Here is a 15,184-nt window from a genome sequence, read left to right as displayed (position 1 = left end):
GGATTGACCAGCGTTCCGAAGGTCTCGACGTACAACGTATGGAGTGAGTGCCCTGTGATTCCCGGTGGTGGCCAGCCCAACATGCAGCAGCTGCTCCAGCAGGCCCAGAAGATGCAGCAGGATCTCGCGGCCGCGCAGGAGGAGCTTGCACGGACCGAGGTCGAGGGCCAGGCCGGCGGCGGTCTGGTGAGGGCGACCGTCACCGGATCCGGTGAGCTGCGGGCGCTGGTGATCGACCCGAAGGCCGTGGACCCCGAGGACACGGAGACGCTCGCCGACCTGGTGGTCGCCGCGGTGCAGGCGGCCAACGAGAATGCGCAGGCGCTCCAGCAGCAGAAGCTGGGCCCCCTGGCCCAGGGCCTGGGCGGCGGCAGCGGTATCCCCGGCCTCCCGTTCTAACCCTCTCCCCTACCCGACGAAAGAAGGCAGTCCGTTGTACGAAGGCGTGGTTCAGGACCTGATCGACGAACTGGGCAGGCTGCCCGGCGTCGGGCCCAAGAGCGCGCAGCGGATCGCCTTCCACATCCTGCAGGCCGAGCCCACCGACGTCCGCCGCCTCGCGCACGCGCTCCTGGAGGTCAAGGACAAGGTCCGGTTCTGCGCGGTGTGCGGGAACGTGGCACAGGAGGAGCGGTGCGGCATCTGCCGCGACCCGCGCCGGGACACCACGGTCATCTGTGTCGTCGAGGAGCCGAAGGACGTCGTCGCGATCGAGCGGACGCGCGAGTTCCGGGGGAAGTACCACGTCCTCGGCGGCGCGATCAGCCCGATCGAGGGCGTCGGCCCGGACGACCTGCGCATCCGCGAGCTGCTGGCGCGCCTGGCGGACGGCGAGGTGACCGAGCTGATCCTGGCCACCGACCCGAACCTGGAGGGTGAGGCGACCGCCACCTACCTCGCCCGCATGATCAAGCCCATGGGCCTGAAGGTCACCCGCCTGGCCAGCGGACTCCCCGTCGGGGGAGATCTGGAGTACGCGGACGAGGTCACGCTCGGGCGGGCCTTTGAAGGAAGGCGACTTCTCGATGTCTGACGCAACGCTGCACGCCCTGGGCCAGGATCCGGACGACTTCGCCGTCCAGATCTCGGACCAGATCGAGTCCTTCATCGTCGCGGTCACCGAGGTGGCCAAGGGCGAGGACCCGGACAGCGCGGTGCCCTTCCTCCTCCTGGAGGTGTCCCAGCTGCTGCTGGCGGGCGGCCGGCTGGGCGCGTACCAGGACGTGCTGCCCGACGAGCGCTACGAGCCCGACCTCGGCCCGGAGCCGGACGTCGACGAGCTGCGCGAGCGGTTCGCCTACATGCTCGAGCCGGTCGACGTGTACTCGGAGGTCTTCGACCCCTACGAGCCGCGCAAGGCCCCGGTCGCGCACCGGATCTCCGACGACCTGGCCGACGTGGTGGCGGACCTGCGGCACGGGCTGGCGCACTACCGGGCGGGGCGGACCACCGAGGCGTTGTGGTGGTGGCAGTTCTCGTACTTCACCAACTGGGGTCCGACGGCCTCGGCGACCCTGCGCGCACTGCAGTCGCTGGTGGCCCACGTACGTCTGGACCAGCCGCTGGCGGCGCTGGACGGCCTGGACACGGACGAGGACCTGGCCGAGGACGACCTCGCGGAACAGGCCGGACAGGTGATGGCCGAGGAGCTCGGCGGCCTCGGCCGCACCTGAGCGAACGCGGCGGCCGGACCGGGAACTCATTCTCTGATCTTCTCGTCTCATGATGTGGTACGAGGCGGTCGGATCCCGGTCGCTCGTTACACTGCACCAGCAATGAGACGGACTGAGCGAGGAGCGCACGTGGGCCTTGTCGTGCAGAAGTACGGAGGCTCCTCCGTAGCGGATGCCGAAGGCATCAAGCGCGTCGCCAAGCGGATCGTGGATGCCAAGAAGAACGGCCACCAGGTGGTCGTCGTGGTTTCCGCGATGGGCGACACGACGGACGAGCTGATCGATCTCGCCGAGCAGGTATCGCCGATGCCTGCCGGGCGCGAATTCGACATGCTGCTGACCGCCGGGGAGCGGATCTCCATGGCCCTGCTGGCCATGGCGATCAAAAACCTGGGCCACGAGGCCCAGTCGTTCACCGGTAGCCAGGCAGGCGTGATCACCGACTCGGTCCACAACAAAGCGCGCATCATCGATGTCACGCCGGGCCGGATCCGCACCGCGCTGGACGAGGGCAACATCGCCATCGTCGCGGGCTTCCAGGGCGTGTCCGCGGACTCCAAGGACATCACCACCCTCGGCCGGGGCGGCTCGGACACCACCGCCGTCGCGCTCGCCGCGGCGCTGGACGCCGAGGTGTGCGAGATCTACACCGACGTCGACGGCGTCTTCACCGCGGACCCCCGCGTCGTGAAGAAGGCCAAGAAGATCGACTGGATCTCCTCCGAGGACATGCTGGAGCTCGCGGCCTCCGGTTCCAAGGTGCTGCTGCACCGCTGCGTCGAGTACGCGCGCCGCTACAACATCCCGATCCACGTCCGCTCGTCCTTCTCCGGACTGCCGGGCACCTGGGTCAGCAACGAGAATCCGCAAGGGGACGCGCAGGTGGAGCACGCCATCATCTCCGGAGTCGCGCACGACGTCTCCGAAGCCAAGATCACGGTCGTCGGTGTCCCGGACAAGCCGGGCGAGGCCGCGGCGATCTTCCGCGCCATCGCGGACGCCGAGATCAACATCGACATGATCGTGCAGAACGTCTCGGCGGCCTCCACGGGCCTCACGGACATCTCCTTCACGCTCCCCAAGACCGAGGGCCACAAGGCCATCGAGGCGCTGGAGAAGGCGAAGGGCGCGATCGGCTTCGACTCCCTGCGCTACGACGACCAGATCGGCAAGATCTCCCTGGTCGGCGCCGGCATGAAGACGAACCCGGGCGTCACCGCCTCCTTCTTCCAGGCGCTGTCCGACGCGGGCGTGAACATCGAGCTGATCTCCACCTCCGAGATCCGCATCTCCGTCGTCACCCGCCAGGACGACGTCAACGAGGCCGTCCGCGCCGTGCACACGGCCTTCGGCCTCGACTCCGACAGTGCCGAAGCCGTCGTCTACGGAGGCACCGGACGATGACCCGCACCCGGTCCTCCGGCCCGGCACTCGCCGTGGTCGGGGCGACCGGAGCAGTCGGTTCGGTCCTGCTCCAGATGCTGTCCCTGCGGGCCGACGTCTGGGGCGAGATCCGCCTGATCGCCTCCGCGCGCTCGGCCGGCCGCATGCTGGCCGTCCGCGCGGAGGAGACCGAGGTGATCGCCCTCACCGAGGACGCCTTCGACGGCCTCGGACCGGGCGACATCGCCCTCTTCCTCACCCCGGCCGACGTCTCGGCCCGGTGGGCCCCCGTGGTCACCACGCGCGGCTCGGTCGTCATCGACCTGTCCGCCGCCTTCCGGGAGGACCCCGAGGTCCCGTTGGTGGTGCCCGAGGTCAACGGGCACGCCGTACGGATCCGGCCGCGCGGGATCGTCGCCGGCCCGGACTGCGTGACCGCCACCATGGTCACGGTCCTGGGCGCGCTGCACTCCGAGTACTCCCTCTGCGATCTGGTCGTCTCCTCGTACCAGGCCGCGAGCGCCGCCGGCCGGGCCGGAGCCGAGGCGCTGCGCCGCCAGCAGTCGCTGGTCGCCGGGACCTCCCTGGGCGAGCAGCCCGGAGACGTGCGCCGCGCCGTGGGCGAGGACACCGGCCCCTTCGCGGCCCCGCTCGCCCTCAATGTCGTGCCCTGGTCCGGCGAGTTGCGCGCGGACGGCTGGTCCTCGCACGAGCTGGCGGTACGCGGGGAGACGCGCCGGATCCTGCAGTTGGAGCAGCTCCCGGTGTCGGTGACCTGCGTTCAGGTGCCCGTACTGACCGGGCATTCGCTGACCGTGCGGGCCCGGTTCGAGCGCGAGGTGGAGGCCGCGCACGCCCGGGAGATCCTCGAGGCCGCCCCCGGCGTGGTGCTCGTGGACGACCCGGCGGCCGGGGAGTTCCCCACTCCCGTGGACGCCGCCGGGACGGATCCCGCCTGGGTGGGGCGGGTGCGGGCCTCGCTCGACGACCGTCACGCCCTGGAGTTCTTCGTGTGCGCCGACAATCTCCGCAAGGGCGCAGCGCTGAATGCCACACAGATTGCGGAACTGATCGCAGGTGAATTTGCGTAATTCGCTTTGTAGGATCGGTGCTGATCCCTTGATCAAGGTGATGGCCCGACTGCCGTCTCGATAAAGACGGGGCAATCGGGAAGAGCGGGTACGCATGAGGGCAATAAGGATTTTGCTGGTGAGGCCGCCTCGCGCGTACAACCCTGATGGGGGGACGCGTGTCCAACCGGCGTGGCAGACACACTGCTCGACCAGGCCGTCCGGCCGGCGCAGATCGGGATCATCCCGTCGCGCCGGCGTCTCCGCACACCCGGGGGCGGTCTTCCCGTGATCGTGCCCGTCCCGCCGGCGGGGCCCTCAGCGGGACCGTCGGCCGCACCCGCACGGACCGCCGTACCGATCCGGGGCGGTCTCGTGCCCGCGCCGCGCGACGGCGCTGAGACGGACGGGAGCAGCAAGAGCGAGGCGGCCGAGGCGGCCGAGACGCCCGAGGTGGTGGCCGGAACCACCGTCGACCACCTCACCGCGACCTACCAGGCGCACTACCGCTCGCTCCTGGGCCTGGCCGCACTGCTCCTCGACGACACCGCCTCCTGCGAGGACGTGGTCCAGGAGGCCTTCATCCGGGTGCACTCCGCCCGGAACCGGGTCCGCGACCGGGAGAAGACCCTGGCGTACCTGCGCCAGACCGTCGTGAACCTCTCGCGGTCCGCCCTGCGCCGCCGCATCCTCGGCCTCAAGCTGCTCTCGAAGCCGATGCCGGACATGGCCAGCGCCGAAGAGGGCGCGTACGACCAGCTGGAGCGGGACGATCTGATCAAGGCGATGCGTGGACTGCAGCGCCGCCAGCGCGAGGTGCTGGTGCTGCGCTACTTCGCCGACATGACGGAGGCCCAGGTCGCCGAGACGCTCGGAATATCGCTCGGCTCGGTGAAGGCGTACGGATCGCGGGGCATTGCCGCGCTGCGGGTGGCGATGGAGGCTGCGCAGTCATGATGGACGACCACACACCGCCGGGCGGGGCGAGCGGGGAAGAAGAGCTACGCATCCTCCTGCGCGGCGCCGTCGAGGGCCTGCAGCCCTCCGCCGACGCGCTGGATCGACTGCGCGACGCCGTCCCCGCGCGCCGGACCCGCAACCGCCGGGCCGCCCTCGTCGGCGCCGCCGCGGCCGTGCTGCTCGTAGGGACGGCGATCCCGACCGCACTGCACCTGTCCGCTGCCGAGGGCCCGGCCACGGACCACCCCGCGATGGCCGGGCACGGTGAGGCCACGGGCGAGAAGCGGGACTCGCCGGTTTCCGACCCCCACCAGAACGGCTTCGGGTCCCTGCCGAAGGCGACCGACTCCTTCGGCGAGGTCCCGTCCGTGGGCGGGGTCACCGGGCAGCCGAACGCCACGGCGGGCCCCTCGGCGAGCGGTCTGACGGCAGGCCCGTCGGGCGCCGGGACCTCCGCCGGACCGGCCGGTTCCGGCGGCTCGGCGGCGGGCTCGGGCCCGCTGCCGCCGGTGGCGGCGCCAGGAGTGCCCGGGTGCGGCGCGGACCAGCTCGGGGTGGTGGGCTCTGCCCGGGCCCCGGAGACCGACGGCAGGGTGTACGGCAGCTTCCGGGTCACCAACGTCTCGGCGCAGGGCTGCGCCGTCAACGGCCAGGACACCCTGACCGCGGCCGCGGCGCCCGGTACCGGGGCCGGCTCGGGTCCCGGGGTCGCCGTGGTCGGCCACACGGCGGGGGATCCGGCGAGCGGGCTGCTGCCCGACCCGGCGGCGGCGGCTCCGGCGCTGGTGCTCCCTCCGAACACGGCGTACGAGGTCCGCTTCGCGTGGGTGCCGTCGGGACAGACCTGCGCCCCGGCGAACACGGGCACGGGCGGGAAGCCCCCGCAGACCGAGCCGGCGGGCGCCACGGGCGGCACGGGGAGCGGACCGGTCGTCGAACCACAGGCGGGCGCGTCCCCGGCCCCGTCCGGCGTGGCCGTCTCGCACACCCCGCAGTCGGGGGCCACGACCACGCGGACGACGATCCCCGAGGCCTGCGGCGGTACGGTCTACCGGACGGGCGCGATCCCGCTGTCCTAGCCACCGTCCCCGGGCGGGCCCAGAGGCGGTGTCGGCGTTCCGGGCGGCAGGGCTAGCGCGCGGCGGGCTCCAGCAGGCCCGCCTCGGCGTCGCGGATGGTCTCCACCTCGCGACGGTAGAGCCGGAACCACATGAAGAGCACGAAGGCGACGAAGACGAACCACTCGCCGGTGTAGCCGAGGTTCTGGAACGCCTTCAGGTCGAGCCCGGTGTTGGTCGGCGCCTGCGCGGGCACCGGAACCATCCCCTCCGACGGGGTCTGCACGGTCAGCCAGGCGTCGTACAGGTCGTACGGGACGATGTTGACCAGCGAGGCCGCGCTGATCACCCCGAGCTGCCCGGCCGGCAGCCCGCCCTGGGAGTGGACCCCCTTCGTACCGGCGTTCTCCGAGGCCTGCAGGGCCCCGCTGACCTCGACCCGGCCGGTCGGCGGGACCGGCGCCCTCGCGGGATCCGCCACCCCCGGCAGCCAACCCCGGACCACCGGGACGGTCTTGCCGGAGTCGGTCTTCAGCAGCGTCAGCACGTAGAACCCGGACCGGCCGTCCAGCCGTCGCTCGGGCACCAGCAGCTGGTCGCCGTACTCCCCGGCCGTGGAGGCCAGCCGTCCGGAGGTCGTCTTGTCGACCGGAAGGAGCGAGTCCAGGGGCGCGGCCACCTGGTCGGCCGGCCGCTCCGTGCTCGCTTCCTTGTGGCTGTCGACGCGGTCCTCGAACCGGCCGAGCTGCCAGGACCCCATGAACAGGCAGAAGGGAACGGCGAGCGCGACGAAGACGTTGATCCCCCACCAGCGCGGGGTCAGGAGAAACCGGTGCACCCCACCACCGTACGGGGGGTGCACCGGTGGCCCTCCCGCAGGGTCAGTGCGGCAGGTGCTTCAGCGCGAACTCCAGCTCCATCCGGACCTGCTTGATCCGCTCCTCCACCACCAGCGAACCGTGACCGGCGTCGTACCGGTACACCTCGTGCACGGCGCCGCGCGCGGCCAGCCGGTCCACGTAGTTGTCGATCTGGCGGATCGGGCAGCGCGGGTCGTTCACGCCGGCCGCGATGTGGACCGGCGCCTTCACGGCGTCCACGTACGTCAGCGGCGAGGACGCCTCGAAGCGGTCCGGGACCTCCTCCGGCGTACCGCCGAAGAGCGTGCGGTCCAGCGCCTTCAGCGCCTCCATCTCGTCGTGGTACGCCGTCACGTAGTCCGCGACCGGTACGGCGGCCAGGCCCACGGCCCAGGCTTCGGGCTGCGTGCCCAGGCCCAGCAGCGTCAGGTACCCGCCCCAGGAACCGCCCGACAGCACCATGCGGGCCGGGTCCGCGAGGCCGGAGGAGACCGCCCACTCCCGCACCGCCGCGATGTCCTCCAGCTCGATCAGCCCGACCCGGTGCTTGAGGGCGTCGGTCCACTCGCGGCCGTACCCCGTCGAGCCGCGGTAGTTGACCCGCACCACGGCGAAGCCGTGGTCCAGCCAGGCCGCCGGGGCGGACGCGAAGGAGTCGCTGTCGTGCCAGGTCGGCCCGCCGTGGATCTCGAAGACCGTCGGGAAGGGGCCCTCGCCGTGACCCGCCGGCCGCTGCGCGAGCGCGTGGATCCGCCCGCCCGGGCCCTCCACCCACACGTCCTCGACCGGTACCGAGCCGGGAGCCCGGAAACCGGGCGGGTCCAGGACGATGCCGCCCGCGGTGGACCGTACCGCCGAGGGCTCGGCGGCCGAGGACCACAGGTACTCCACCGTCCCGTCGGGTCGCGCGGTGGCCCCCGACACCGACCCCGCGGGCGTGTCCACGCGTACGAGCTCCCGTGCGGCCAGGTCGTAGCGCCACAGTTCGCTGCGGGCCTCGAAGCTGTGCGCGACCAGCAGCGCGGATCCGTCCGGGTACCACTCGGCGCTGACGTCGCCCGGCAGGTCGATCGCGAGCTCCTGCTCGGCGCCGGTGGCCACGTCCCAGACCATCGGCTCCCAGCGGCCGCGCCGCTGGTGGCCGACGAGCAGCCGGGTGTCGCCCAGGACCGGCGCGAAACCGAGGACCTCCAGGCCCAGCTCCTCGGACCCGCCCCGGGAGTCGTCCAGCTCGGCGACGGTGGTCCCGTCCAAGGTCAGGACGCGCAGGGCGGAGTGCATGGCGTCGCCGTGCTCGGTGTGCTCGACGGCCACCAGCGTTCCGTCGCGGGACAGGTCGCCGACGCCGGCCGACTCCCGGTGCCGGTAGATCACGGTGGGCGCGGAGCCGTCCGGCCGGACCACGTGGACGGTCGAGCCGTCCTCGTCGGTGGAGCGCCCCACGACGGCCGTCCCGTCCCGCCCGATGGCCAGCCCGGCGGGGTACGAGGGCGCAAGGCCAGGGGTGGCCGGTTCGTCGGAGCCGCCCGCGAAGGGCTGGCGCACCCACGTGCCGAACTCGTCGCCGTCGGTGTCGGAGAACCACCAGATCCACTCGCCGTCGGGGGAGAGGGTTCCGTCGGTGGTGCCGTTGGGGCGGCTGGTGGCCTGCCGCTGCTCGCCGGTGGCGCGGTCCCACGCGTAGATCTCGTAGGTTCCGGTCGCATTGGAGACGAAGAGCGAACGGTCCGGGGCGTCCTCGGCCCAGTCGGGGAGCCCGACGCGCGGTGCCCGGAACCGCTTCTCCCAGTCGGGCATGTCGGGGGTCATCTCACTGTCGCTGGTCATGCGCCCCATTGTGGCCGCAGCGCTCCGGCCGCAGCACTCCCCGGGATGCCGACCGCTCGGAACGGGCGCACAGTGGAACGCGTCGGCCGTTCCGTCCGAGGAGGAACGATCATGGCCAAGAAGGCCCGCACCGGCCACCACAGCCACCAGGACTCCGAGCGCGCGCTGGCCAAGAACACGGCTGCCGAGGCCCGTGCCAAGGCTGCGGTCCGGGACGTCCACAGCACCGCCGCGAAGACGCGCGGCATGCAGCAGAAGGCCCAGGCCAAGCGCGGCTAGGCCCGCTCCGGCGAAGGGTCTGTCTAGGCTGGCGTCATGCGGATGATCGTCCGGGGCGCCCGGCTGCTGCACACCCACGGCCTGTCCGACGTCGAGGTCGCGGAGGACGGCCGCATCGCGCGGGTCATCCCGTACGACGATCAGAAGGAACCACCGGTCACCGGCATCCTCATCGAGGCCCACGGCGGCCTGCTCACGCCTCCCTTCGTCGAGCCGCACATCCACCTCGACACGGCGCTGACCGTCGGCGAGCCCCGCCCCAACGCCTCCGGCACCCTCTGGGAGGGCATCGCCTGCTGGAGCGAGCGCAAGCGGACCCTGACCCGCAAGGACGTGGTCGCGCGGGCCACCGAGGTGCTGCGCTGGCAGGCCGCCCACGGGGTGCTGCACGTGCGGACCCACTGCGACGTCACCGACCCGGACCTCACCGCGCTCGAGGCGCTGCTGGAGGTGCGCGACCGGGTCCGGGACTTCATGACCCTGCAGATCGTGGCCTTCCCGCAAGAGGGCATCGTCTCCTTCCCGGGCGGCGAGGGGCTGATGCGCGAGGCCGTCGCCCGCGGGGCGGACGTCGTCGGCGCGATCCCGCACTTCGAGGACACCCGCGAGGACGGCCTCGCCTCGCTGCACACGGCCTTCGCGCTGGCCGAGGAGCACGGCCTACGGGTGGACGCGCACTGCGACGAGATCGACGACGAGCAGTCCCGCTTCGTGGAGGTGCTGGCGACGCTGGCCCTGCGCTCGGGGCTGCGCGGGCGCGCCACGGCCTCGCACACGACGGCCATGGGCTCCTACAACGGCGCGTACAGCTTCAAACTCCAGCGCCTGCTCGCCCGCTCCGGCATCAACCTGGTCTCCAACCCCTTCGCCAACCTGGGCCTCCAGGGCCGCTTCGACGCCTATCCCAAGCGGCGCGGCCTCACCCAGGTCAAGGAGATGCTGGCGGCCGGGGTCAACGTCGCCTTCGGCCACGACGACGTGATGGACCCCTGGAACGCGCTGGGCACCGCCAACCCGCTGCAGACCGCCCTCGTCGGGCTGTACGCCGCCCAGCTCACCGGCGCCGACGAGATCCCGCTGGCCTTCTCGATGGTGACGGAACGTGCGGCGCGGGTGCTCGGCCTCGCGGAGACCGAGTACGGCATCACCGCGGGCGCCCCCGCCTCCTTCGTACTCCTCCCGGCGCCGTCGCCCGAGGAGGCGATCCGTCGCCAGGTCCGCCCGCGGTACGTCGTCTCGCGCGGCACCGTCCTCGCCGAAACCCCGCCCGCCCCGACCCGGCTGAACTGGCCGGGGGAGCCCCCGTCCGAGATCGATTTCAGCCGCCGCCTACGCTGACGCCCCATGAAGACGTGGACGCTTGACACGGCATCGGCCCGCGCAGCTCTCGAGATCGCTTCGGAGTACGCGGACACGACCCTCCTGAACCACTCGGTCCGTTCCTACGCCTTCGGAGCCCGGTACGCGGAGCAGAACGGGCTGGCGTACGACGCGGAACTCCTCTACGTCAGCGCCCTGGTGCACGATCTGGGCCTGACCGCGCCCTTCGACAGCCACACCCTGCCCTTCGAGGAGGCGGGCGGCCATGTCGCGCGCGTCCTGACGGCGGGCCTGGGCTGGCCGGCGGCCCGCCGGGCGCGCGCCGAGGAGGTCATCGTCCTGCACATGCGGGACGACGTGAGCGCGGCCGAGGACGCGGAGAGCCACCTGCTGCAGGTCGGGACGAGCGCGGACGTCTCGGGCCTGCGCGTCGCCGAGTTCGATCCCGCCTTCACGGCCGACCTCCTCGCCGCGTACCCGCGGGGCGATTTCGGCGCCGCGTTCCTCGCGCTGGTCCAGGACCAGGCCGCCCGCAAGCCCGACTGCGCGGCGGCCGCGTACGTGGCCGGCGGCGCGGCCACCCGGATCGCGGCCAACCCGCTGGAGCGGCCGCAGGGGTAGCCCGTACGCGGAGGTCACACATATCGGTCACCGTGTCGGATAACGTGCCCGCATGTCGTGGGACGAGGACGGAACGCCGCACCCGCTCGCACTGCGCCGCACCGGCCGCAGCGAACTGGAGCCGGACCGGTTGCCCGAGATGCGGGAGCTGGAGGTGCTCGGCTGGGAGCCGGCCCCCGATGACCTGCGCTGGGTGTTCCTCCCGTACGTCTGGCCCCCCGCGGACCGCACCTGGATCCCGGACCGGTCCACCCACTGGGCGGTGGACACCGCCCTCGACGGCCACGGCCACATCACCGGCGTGGAGTGCGCCCCGCTGCCCGAGCCCGACCTCCGGGACCTCGACCGGGAGGCCGACGAGGCCCTCGCCGGGCTCGGGCTCCCGCCCCGCCCGCGGGGGCGCCTGTGGCTGCTCCGCCCGGTCGGCCCCTTCACCACCCTCGGCGCGCTCCTCGACCACCTCGACGACCTGGCCGGGGCGCGGGCCGTGGAGGCCCGGCCCTCCGCGGCCTTCCTCGCCCTGGCCCGGGAGGAACTCGCCGCCCTCGCTGCCCTTGCCGCCCCCGAGGAGCCGTGAGCGGGCAGGGAAGGAGCCGTCCCGCGCCGCCGTGGCTACGCTTGTCGTGAGGGGGTAACGCAGGGAGGCGATCTCATGGGTCGGCGCCATCACTTCCACATCGACCACGACGGACATTCGGTCAGCGCCACGGTCCAGACCGGGCACACCGCCGTCGTGGAGGTACTGGTCGACGGCAAGGAGACCGGACACGCCACGACGCACGACGACCATCCCGTGACCGTGCACGTCGAACTGCCGACGGATCCACCGACACAGGTCTCCGTCCGCGCGACACCCGGGCCGGGCGTACCCCGCTGCATCTTCGAGGCCCCGGCCATCGAGCCGCACATCATGTCCCCCCGCCCCTACTGACGGCGGCGGCTACCGGCTCTCCTTGCGCTCCAGCGTCGCCGACCGGATCTCCTCCGTCGCCTCCCGGAACGCGGGGGCCGCGCGCCTGAAGTAGTCGAACAGCAACTCCTGCTGCTCCGGCGAGTACCCGGCGAGCACCTCGCCGATCCGCTTCCGGGCCGGCCCCACGGCGGCCTCGACCTGCGCCAGCGCTCCGGGCACGGCCTCTACCACGACCTTGCGCCGGTCGGCCGGGTCGGCGGTGCGTCGCGCGTACCCCGCACGCTCCAGCCGGTCGATCAGCCGCGTCGTCGCCCCCGTCGTGAGGCCGGTCCCGGCCGCGAGCTCGCCGGAGGTGAGCCCGCCTGCCAGGGTGATCCGGCTGAGCGCGTACCACTCGGACGCCTGGAGGCCGGCCGCCTCCGCGCCCGCCATGCCGTGCAGCCCCACGGCGTCGACGTAGCCCCGAAAGACCGCCCGCCGGTCGTCCTGCTCCGCCATCGCGAACCCTTCCCCTTGTCATTTATCTGCACACGTGCAGATAATGCATGCGTGCAGTTGCTGCGTCAGTGTAATCAACGCGGCGGCGGCCGTCATCCGCTCGTGCCCTAGACCGAGAGGCACCCCGTGAACACCAAGATCCTCAAGCGCGCCGCCCTCGTCACCGCCGCCCTCCTCGCCCTCGGCGCCGGCGGCGCGTACCTCTACCTCGACACCACCTCCGACGTCCGCCGCACCGGCACGGAAACCTGCGCCGACGTCATACCGGCGGGCGCGAACCGCGCCGACGGCGAGGCGATCTGCGCCACCATTGACGCCCTCACCACCGCCTGGGCCCGCGGCGACGCGGACGCGTACGGCCGACAGTTCACCGAGAACGCCACCTACACCACCTACGTCGGCAGTCACTACGAGGGCCGCTCCGACATCACCGAGGGCCACCGCGCGCTCTTCAAGGACTTCGTCAAAGGCACCGAACTCGCGGCGACCTTCCTCGACCTGCGCTTCCTAGGAGCCGACGCCGCCGTCCTGACCGGCCGCGGCGACGACTACACGGGTGCGAAGCCCGGCCCCACCGAGCTCTCCAAGGTCCAGACGTACACCTTGGTCCGCGACCCGGACGGCACCTGGCGCATCGCCGCCTTCCACAACACGCAGCGCAGGAACGTGATGGAGCGGTTCTCGTTCCTCTTCTCGCCGGCGACGGCGCCGAAGGCGGAGAGGTGACCCCGCACGCCGCGGGGAAGCCCGGTCAATCGGAGCGTTCGACGGCGCCCGGCTGCAGCCTCAGCTCCTGGACCTGATAGCAGTCCGAATGGACGGTGGCGATGACCGCCCCGCACCTGCAGACCAGGTTGGGCCCCCATTCGCCGTCCATCCCACAGCAGTAGCCGCGGCGCATCGCGACGTCCGGGTGCTCCTCCAGGCCGATGCCGTCGCCGGGGTTGAGCACGACGGTGCGGCTCGGACCGGATTCGACGAGCAGGCCGGACGACTCGTCCAGTACGTACGGCGGGCCGGAAGGATCGGGGTCGACGGCGAACGTCCCCGGGGCCATCCGCACGATCGGCCGGTCGCAGTGACCGTTCGCATCGGTGGGCCCGGCCTCCGGCCGGTACCACCCGTCATCCGTATGCGGGTCCGGCAGGGGTCGCTCGGTGACGGCCGGCGTCACCGCACGGAGGCAGCCACGGCACTGGAAGACCGTCATCGGGCACCTCGTTCATCGGGTAGGTCACTCAGATCGGCACGGGCACAACCCGCGGGCGGAGCGCGGAACTTGCCCGACCATGCGGGAATCCGGAAGCCATCGCTCAGGCGATCCATCCCCCACTGTGGCGATGCCGGACCAGGCCCGCCGCCGAGAACTCGTCTTCTGCACCGATCGTCAGCAGGCCCAGCCGCCGCAGGGCCTGCGAGATCGGGCTGCCGGCAGGCGGTGTCGGCTGGCCCTCGTGCACGTGGAGCGGTCCCAGCACGATGGCTCCGCCGGCCCAGACCGCAGCGTGCTGCTCGCCCACGCCACCGAAGTACTCGGCTTCCACGTAGGCCAGCGGCCCGGCGGTCGACCAGTCGGCGAGGAGCCGGTCGAAGCCTCCCGGGAGGCGCCAGAACCCCAAATGGTCCACGTCGGTTCCGTCCGCGACGGCATCGAACAACGCGCTGGTCATCGGCGCCAGCGACAGGCCCTGGCTGAGGGGCGCCACCTTGGCCGCGGGCAGGTCCCGCAAAGCATCACGGAGCAGCTCGTCTCCGGCGATCACGGCTTGCAGCACATAAGCCATTCCGACACTCCCTCGACCGATCGGAGGCCCCTTCGGATTCCGTACCCAGCGGGTCCAGCACAAACAGGTCAGCCACCTACCAATATTGGTAGGTGGCTGACCTGGTCTTACTCTGTCGGGGTGGCGGGATTTGAACCCACGACCTCTTCGTCCCGAACGAAGCGCGCTGCCAAGCTGCGCTACACCCCGATCGCCGCCTTGCAGCACTTGCTGTCCTGGCGACATCGATTACTTTAGCGGACCTCTCGCCGGAGACGAAATCCGGTTTTCGCGGAGTGGGCGCGGGGCCAGGGAAGGCGTCGGGCGGAAGCGGTCCGCCGTGATCAGGGCGAGGCCGAGTGCGTAGAAGGCCGCGCCCAGGACCAGCGCGTTCAGGGCCACGTGGGCGTAGCCGTACCGGGCTGCGTCGATGAAGGGGTACGTGTACCGGCGCGCGGTGCCGGGGGCCAGGAGGGCGCCGCGGAGCAGCGCGAAGGTCACGTACGCCAACGGGTAGGCCAGCCACAGGGCGGCGTGGCGCGGGCGCAGGGTGCGCGGGGTAGTCAGGAGGAGGAAGTCCAGGAGGGCGCCGGCCGGGGTGACCGTGTGGAGGAGCTGGTTGGCCACGGCCCTCGCGCCGGTCAGCTTGTCGAGGTCCGCGACCACGTTGAAGGGGCTGGAGGGGTTGGCGAGAACCAGGTGGAAGACGAGCCCGGTGATCAGGATGAAGAGGAGGACCCCGCCCCGGTAGAGGGGAGCGACGTCGGGCCGGCGCCGCCAGGCGCGCGCGGCGGACAGACCGAGGACGACCGCGACCAGGATGTTCGTCCAGATCGTGAAGTAGCTCAGGACGACGGGCACGCTGCCGTACGCGCAGTCGATGCCCACCCCCACCACGGCCGCCGCGGCGATCAGGCCACGGAACACCACCGGGACGAGGTGCGACGGGGTGGTCATCC

Annotated in this window: 19 protein-coding genes and 1 tRNA gene; 13 read left to right on the top strand and 7 right to left on the bottom strand. The window is 71.9% G+C overall.

All coding sequences use genetic code 11. The features are described from left to right. Window positions 1-54: 54 nt before the first annotated feature. The 7 genes from OG386_RS21160 to OG386_RS21130 all read left to right on the top strand — a co-directional run bounded on the left by OG386_RS21160 (window position 55) and on the right by OG386_RS21130 (window position 6,165). Window positions 55-399 carry a YbaB/EbfC family nucleoid-associated protein gene (locus OG386_RS21160; RefSeq protein WP_094744798.1) on the top strand — a complete coding sequence of 115 codons (345 nt, stop codon included), beginning with the start codon at window positions 55-57 and terminating at the stop codon, window positions 397-399. Between the two features lie 34 nt (window positions 400-433). Beyond that, window positions 434-1,033: a recombination mediator RecR gene (gene recR / locus OG386_RS21155; protein ID WP_030010802.1), complete on the top strand. Its 600-nt coding sequence runs from the start codon at window positions 434-436 to the stop codon at window positions 1,031-1,033. After that, window positions 1,026-1,673 carry a DUF5063 domain-containing protein gene (locus OG386_RS21150; protein WP_266594517.1) on the top strand — a complete coding sequence of 216 codons (648 nt, stop codon included), beginning with the start codon at window positions 1,026-1,028 and terminating at the stop codon, window positions 1,671-1,673. Before recR ends, OG386_RS21150 begins: the two co-directional genes overlap by 8 nt. A 129-nt stretch (window positions 1,674-1,802) precedes the next feature. Further along, a complete protein-coding gene (locus tag OG386_RS21145) occupies window positions 1,803-3,077 on the top strand; it encodes an aspartate kinase (protein WP_030726444.1) in 1,275 nt (424 codons plus the stop codon). Further along, entirely contained in the window at window positions 3,074-4,147 is a 1,074-nt protein-coding gene (locus tag OG386_RS21140) for an aspartate-semialdehyde dehydrogenase (protein WP_328789449.1), read from the top strand. The genes OG386_RS21145 and OG386_RS21140 overlap by 4 nt, the downstream gene beginning before the upstream one ends. A gap of 171 nt (window positions 4,148-4,318) precedes the next feature. After that, the gene (locus tag OG386_RS21135) at window positions 4,319-5,083 is read left to right on the top strand and encodes a SigE family RNA polymerase sigma factor (protein WP_443053185.1); all 765 of its coding nucleotides are present in this window, start codon (window positions 4,319-4,321) and stop codon (window positions 5,081-5,083) included. Next, window positions 5,080-6,165: a hypothetical protein gene (locus tag OG386_RS21130; protein ID WP_328789448.1), complete on the top strand. Its 1,086-nt coding sequence runs from the start codon at window positions 5,080-5,082 to the stop codon at window positions 6,163-6,165. The genes OG386_RS21135 and OG386_RS21130 overlap by 4 nt, the downstream gene beginning before the upstream one ends. A 52-nt stretch (window positions 6,166-6,217) precedes the next feature. On the opposite strand, the gene OG386_RS21125 is transcribed toward OG386_RS21130, so the two are convergent. Beyond that, window positions 6,218-6,982: an SURF1 family protein gene (locus OG386_RS21125; RefSeq protein ID WP_328789447.1), complete on the bottom strand. Its 765-nt coding sequence runs from the start codon at window positions 6,980-6,982 to the stop codon at window positions 6,218-6,220. Window positions 6,983-7,025: 43 nt separating this feature from the next. After that, window positions 7,026-8,831 (bottom strand): S9 family peptidase, encoded by a 1,806-nt coding sequence (locus OG386_RS21120; protein ID WP_328789446.1) that lies wholly within the window; start codon window positions 8,829-8,831, stop codon window positions 7,026-7,028. Window positions 8,832-8,942: 111 nt separating this feature from the next. On the opposite strand from OG386_RS21120, the gene OG386_RS21115 reads away from it, so the two are divergent. From OG386_RS21115 to OG386_RS21095, 5 genes are all read left to right on the top strand, one after another. Continuing rightward, window positions 8,943-9,110 carry a hypothetical protein gene (locus tag OG386_RS21115; RefSeq protein ID WP_301368538.1) on the top strand — a complete coding sequence of 56 codons (168 nt, stop codon included), beginning with the start codon at window positions 8,943-8,945 and terminating at the stop codon, window positions 9,108-9,110. Window positions 9,111-9,146: 36 nt separating this feature from the next. Beyond that, window positions 9,147-10,448, top strand: coding sequence for a cytosine deaminase (gene codA / locus OG386_RS21110; protein WP_328789445.1), 1,302 nt, complete (start codon window positions 9,147-9,149; stop codon window positions 10,446-10,448). A 6-nt stretch (window positions 10,449-10,454) separates the two neighbouring features. After that, window positions 10,455-11,051 (top strand): HD domain-containing protein, encoded by a 597-nt coding sequence (locus OG386_RS21105; protein ID WP_328789444.1) that lies wholly within the window; start codon window positions 10,455-10,457, stop codon window positions 11,049-11,051. Between the two features lie 52 nt (window positions 11,052-11,103). Further along, on the top strand, window positions 11,104-11,628 hold the full coding sequence (locus OG386_RS21100) for a DUF5956 family protein (protein WP_328789443.1): 525 nt from the start codon (window positions 11,104-11,106) through the stop codon (window positions 11,626-11,628). Window positions 11,629-11,703: 75 nt separating this feature from the next. Beyond that, entirely contained in the window at window positions 11,704-11,982 is a 279-nt protein-coding gene (locus tag OG386_RS21095; RefSeq protein WP_189743857.1) for a hypothetical protein, read from the top strand. 9 nt (window positions 11,983-11,991) lie between these two features. Here the strand turns inward: OG386_RS21095 and OG386_RS21090 are convergent, their stop codons facing one another. Next, entirely contained in the window at window positions 11,992-12,462 is a 471-nt protein-coding gene (locus tag OG386_RS21090) for a MarR family winged helix-turn-helix transcriptional regulator (RefSeq protein WP_328789442.1), read from the bottom strand. Between the two features lie 126 nt (window positions 12,463-12,588). On the opposite strand from OG386_RS21090, the gene OG386_RS21085 reads away from it, so the two are divergent. Continuing rightward, the gene (locus OG386_RS21085) at window positions 12,589-13,188 is read left to right on the top strand and encodes an SgcJ/EcaC family oxidoreductase (protein ID WP_328789441.1); all 600 of its coding nucleotides are present in this window, start codon (window positions 12,589-12,591) and stop codon (window positions 13,186-13,188) included. 25 nt (window positions 13,189-13,213) lie between these two features. Here OG386_RS21085 and OG386_RS21080 read toward each other — a convergent pair whose 3' ends face one another. From OG386_RS21080 to OG386_RS21065, 4 genes are all read right to left on the bottom strand, one after another. Next, window positions 13,214-13,519 (bottom strand): hypothetical protein, encoded by a 306-nt coding sequence (locus OG386_RS21080; RefSeq protein ID WP_328789440.1) that lies wholly within the window; start codon window positions 13,517-13,519, stop codon window positions 13,214-13,216. Between the two features lie 256 nt (window positions 13,520-13,775). After that, window positions 13,776-14,246, bottom strand: coding sequence for a hypothetical protein (locus tag OG386_RS21075; protein WP_328789439.1), 471 nt, complete (start codon window positions 14,244-14,246; stop codon window positions 13,776-13,778). A 115-nt stretch (window positions 14,247-14,361) separates the two neighbouring features. Next, a tRNA-Pro gene (locus tag OG386_RS21070) sits at window positions 14,362-14,435 on the bottom strand. A gap of 39 nt (window positions 14,436-14,474) precedes the next feature. After that, on the bottom strand, window positions 14,475-15,182 hold the full coding sequence (locus OG386_RS21065) for a Pr6Pr family membrane protein (RefSeq protein ID WP_328789438.1): 708 nt from the start codon (window positions 15,180-15,182) through the stop codon (window positions 14,475-14,477). Window positions 15,183-15,184: the final 2 nt, after the last annotated feature.

This window comes from Streptomyces sp. NBC_00273 (assembly GCF_036178145.1).
Classification (GTDB): Bacteria; Actinomycetota; Actinomycetes; order Streptomycetales; family Streptomycetaceae; genus Streptomyces.
The sequence above is the reverse complement of the archived record's forward strand: the minus strand, read 5'-3'. Positions and strand labels throughout refer to the sequence as shown.

What these genes read in the sequence shown, in the direction of transcription:
- OG386_RS21150 (WP_266594517.1), top strand. Translation starts at nt 1,026, where the DNA reads ATGTCTGACGCAACGCTGCACGCCCTGGGCCAGGATCCGGACGACTTC.
- OG386_RS21100 (WP_328789443.1), top strand. Translation starts at nt 11,104, where the DNA reads ATGTCGTGGGACGAGGACGGAACGCCGCACCCGCTCGCACTGCGCCGC.
- OG386_RS21115 (WP_301368538.1), top strand. Translation starts at nt 8,943, where the DNA reads ATGGCCAAGAAGGCCCGCACCGGCCACCACAGCCACCAGGACTCCGAG.
- OG386_RS21090 (WP_328789442.1), bottom strand. Translation starts at nt 12,462, where the DNA reads ATGGCGGAGCAGGACGACCGGCGGGCGGTCTTTCGGGGCTACGTCGAC.
- OG386_RS21095 (WP_189743857.1), top strand. Translation starts at nt 11,704, where the DNA reads ATGGGTCGGCGCCATCACTTCCACATCGACCACGACGGACATTCGGTC.
- OG386_RS21140 (WP_328789449.1), top strand. Translation starts at nt 3,074, where the DNA reads ATGACCCGCACCCGGTCCTCCGGCCCGGCACTCGCCGTGGTCGGGGCG.
- OG386_RS21130 (WP_328789448.1), top strand. Translation starts at nt 5,080, where the DNA reads ATGATGGACGACCACACACCGCCGGGCGGGGCGAGCGGGGAAGAAGAG.
- OG386_RS21120 (WP_328789446.1), bottom strand. Translation starts at nt 8,831, where the DNA reads ATGACCAGCGACAGTGAGATGACCCCCGACATGCCCGACTGGGAGAAG.
- OG386_RS21075 (WP_328789439.1), bottom strand. Translation starts at nt 14,246, where the DNA reads ATGGCTTATGTGCTGCAAGCCGTGATCGCCGGAGACGAGCTGCTCCGT.
- OG386_RS21065 (WP_328789438.1), bottom strand. Translation starts at nt 15,182, where the DNA reads ATGACCACCCCGTCGCACCTCGTCCCGGTGGTGTTCCGTGGCCTGATC.
- OG386_RS21105 (WP_328789444.1), top strand. Translation starts at nt 10,455, where the DNA reads ATGAAGACGTGGACGCTTGACACGGCATCGGCCCGCGCAGCTCTCGAG.
- OG386_RS21080 (WP_328789440.1), bottom strand. Translation starts at nt 13,519, where the DNA reads ATGGCCCCGGGGACGTTCGCCGTCGACCCCGATCCTTCCGGCCCGCCG.
- codA (WP_328789445.1), top strand. Translation starts at nt 9,147, where the DNA reads ATGCGGATGATCGTCCGGGGCGCCCGGCTGCTGCACACCCACGGCCTG.